General features: G+C 29.8%; 1 protein-coding gene. It reads right to left on the reverse strand.

What is annotated here, in order from left to right; translation table 11 throughout:
- Positions 1 to 532: 532 nt before the first annotated feature.
- Positions 533 to 667: a YopT family protein gene (locus SM447_RS29330; RefSeq protein WP_474576110.1), complete on the reverse strand. Its 135-nt coding sequence runs from the start codon at positions 665 to 667 to the stop codon at positions 533 to 535.
- Position 668 lies beyond the last annotated feature (1 nt).

A 668-nucleotide genomic window follows, 5' to 3' on the forward strand; every position in this document is an offset into this window, starting at 1 on the left:
TTAACATATCTTCAGCTATATACATCCCCTCGTAAGCATAATCAATTATTGAATGAAATTCTCCGATGACTCTTCGTAAATTTTCCTCTTCTTTGTATGCTTTTAATCGCAGAATCGTTTTCATTAATTTATCGAGCTTTTCATCAAGCAACATAGCTCCTTTTATCATCTCCTATATACATATTATTTGTATTTGAATAAACTATAACCCATCATTTAATATCTGTCAATTAGATTCGGCCAATTTATGTGACCGAATCTAATTTTAATCTGAGAACATAAAGATCAATTCATTGATGTCATCCCTAAGCTTAACGAGGCTTTGTGGTGTAACTGAAATTGTAATATCTAATTTCTCTCCCTTGAAACCAAGTAGGAATTGATAATGTTCTGAAGTCAGCAATTTTTTTGTAAGTTTCAGACTAACCTCTTTGTAATTATCTTGATCAACAAATATATTCAAAACAATACCTTCATTCTCCTCTTGCTGCTGATTACATTATGTTTAATGGAGTCTTTCTTTTTTTTATTTTTACTCAGGCAATTCTTCTGTATTTGTTATTTCATATTCCATATCACTTAATTTAAAATTTTCAACTGATCCGTCAGCTTTTAAAAACGAGACTTCTTTAGATAAAAGTAAATTTTCACAAATCCTGGTTACCAAT

This window comes from Micromonospora aridisoli (assembly GCF_056150025.1).